At 62.0% G+C, this 295-nt stretch carries 1 protein-coding gene; it reads left to right on the top strand.

Features of this window, described 5'->3' with window-relative positions; translation table 11 throughout:
* Positions 1 to 295: EF-Tu/IF-2/RF-3 family GTPase (locus LB462_RS31070; protein ID WP_255628353.1), on the top strand; the 295-nt coding region annotated here is incomplete at both ends.

Here is a 295-nt window from a genome sequence, read left to right as displayed (position 1 = left end):
CGGCCGTGGTACGGTTGTAACGGGCCGCGTTGAACGCGGTATCGTCAAGGTCGGTGAAGAAGTCGAGATCATCGGCATCAAGCCGACGACGAAGACGACGGTGACCGGCGTCGAGATGTTCCGCAAGCTGCTCGACCAGGGCCAGGCCGGCGACAACATCGGTGCGCTGATCCGCGGCGTTGGCCGTGAAGACGTCGAGCGCGGCCAGATCCTTGCCAAGCCAGGTTCGGTCAAGCCGCACACCAAGTTCAAGGCAGAAGCCTATATCCTGACGAAGGACGAAGGTGGCCGTCAT

The sequence above is a fragment of the Phyllobacterium chamaecytisi genome, from assembly GCF_020164455.1.
GTDB classification, from domain to species: Bacteria; Pseudomonadota; Alphaproteobacteria; order Rhizobiales; family Rhizobiaceae; genus Phyllobacterium; species Phyllobacterium chamaecytisi.
Note: the sequence above shows the minus strand (reverse complement) of the source record. Positions and strands in the feature narration are given on the sequence as shown.